The sequence below is a fragment of the Parcubacteria group bacterium genome, from assembly GCA_041657845.1.
In the GTDB taxonomy this organism is placed as follows: Bacteria; Patescibacteriota; Minisyncoccia; order Moranbacterales; family JAKLHP01; genus JAKLHP01.
Window position 1 is genome coordinate 10,937 of sequence record JBBABD010000022.1, and the last position, 1,642, is coordinate 12,578.

Sequence of the window (1,642 nt, forward strand, 5' to 3'; positions counted from 1 at the left end):
AACGATATTTATCAAATTTTGGAAAATAAAAAAGAGGGACTGCGATGCGATACTACGCAACACAAATCCCTCTTGAGCACACTTACTCGGTCGTCCACGAGCGTCCGCTCGATTTTTCCTTCTCAATGGACGTACCCGAGAAAGGATCTACGTTCTTGTTTGCGTTTTTTCTCAGTTCCGTCCATTCATCAACGACCTCCTTCTCTCCAGCTTCTTTTAATAAAACAATCCCGCTGGACTTTTCGTTGTGTAAGAGGACGACATACCCCCATTTTTTCTCTTTTTGACGGAAGACTTTCTCTGCCTTCCTCAAAGTTTCAAACGTGATTACTCCCCTCCTTACTGCGTTCTCTTGGACATTGCTTTTTATCCGAGAGAAGCATACGACAGCGTATCTTGTTACACTATCACTTACACTATTGCCAACTCCAACCATGATACCCCTTGCATTCGCGAACTTACTTGCCTTCTTATACAATTTTCACCTCCTTACAATTTTAAGTTTGAATCCGCAGGATTTCTCCTATCCAAATTTACAAATTATTTATAAGTTTAGATAGGAGGGAGAAGCAAATATATACTTCTCCCATTTCTCCTGCCTACGCGAAGACAAGCATTCGTCTTCGTTGCCAAAGAGGGATTGTTATCCCTCTCTTCAGCCGAAGATAAGAATCTTCAAGCCAATTTGCGTGAATACGAACAGCTACTTTTCGATTATACATCATCTCCTCATCGATTTTTGTGGAGACGTGTTTATCGATGAGGTCGTACATCCTGGAAACGATGATACACTCCTCAAAATCTTTTATCGTCCTTATTTTGAGGATTTCCTCGTCCTTATGACTCATCTCCAATAAATCCGAAAGTTTGTTCCACTCTTTTTCCAGCTCGTCCTGTGTTCCAGAGAAAAAGAGCAGAGCATAGGAACATCCGTGATCATAGTCAATTACAACCTCTATCATTGTATCCTCCTTCGAAATTTTTTCTACAAAGCACCCGCAAAACGGCTAAAATACCTTTGATAACCGCCTTATGGTTACTTTGTAAAATTGTATTCAATTTTTAAATTACGACCTTTTATTATACACCCGAATCGGCTTTCTGTCAAGAGTGCGTTTGTTCGTTGAAACTGCTAAGATTAAAGCATGCCAAAAGAAAAAAACACTATTATTGACGTTATTCCGCTTACTCGCCTGCCGCTAAATCGCCAGCAGAGTTTTTCCTATCTGAATGATAAGCCGGTGCCTTTTGGATCACTGGTTTCCATTCCCCTCTTCCGCAGAAATTTGAACGGCATCGCAATTAATAATCGCGATGATTTTTTCCGGTTTGGAAATATCAAACTGCGAAAAATTAACGAAATTTTGGATGAAAAATTTCTGACCGAAAAGCAATTGAAAATAGCAGAATTTATTTCGGATTATTATATTTGTCCGCTGGGAATAGTTTTGAAGTTTTTCGTGGTGAAAAAAACGAAAAATAAAATTAAGAATTATGAATCAAGAATCAAGGAATTAAAAAAAGTAGACTTGAGTGATGAACAAAAAGACATAGTCAAAAAAATAATAGGCCATGATTCAAAATTCATGATTCATGATTCATCTCTACTTATTGCCGGAAGAGAGAAAATAGAAATTTATTT

The 1,642-nt window shown here is 38.1% G+C and carries 3 protein-coding genes; 1 reads left to right on the top strand and 2 read right to left on the bottom strand.

The features are described from left to right. Positions 1-82: 82 nt before the first annotated feature. Both WC906_03930 and WC906_03935 read right to left on the bottom strand, forming a co-directional pair. The gene (locus tag WC906_03930) at positions 83-436 is read right to left on the bottom strand and encodes a hypothetical protein (protein MFA5777562.1); all 354 of its coding nucleotides are present in this window, start codon (positions 434-436) and stop codon (positions 83-85) included. A gap of 163 nt (positions 437-599) precedes the next feature. After that, entirely contained in the window at positions 600-962 is a 363-nt protein-coding gene (locus WC906_03935) for a hypothetical protein (GenBank protein ID MFA5777563.1), read from the bottom strand. Between the two features lie 183 nt (positions 963-1,145). On the opposite strand from WC906_03935, the gene WC906_03940 reads away from it, so the two are divergent. After that, positions 1,146-1,642: hypothetical protein (locus WC906_03940; protein MFA5777564.1), on the top strand; the 497-nt coding region annotated here is incomplete at its 3' end.

Coding starts and splice junctions, on each gene's coding strand:
- WC906_03935 (MFA5777563.1), bottom strand. CDS start 962: ATGATAGAGGTTGTAATTGACTATGATCACGGATGTTCCTATGCTCTG.
- WC906_03930 (MFA5777562.1), bottom strand. CDS start 436: ATGGTTGGAGTTGGCAATAGTGTAAGTGATAGTGTAACAAGATACGCT.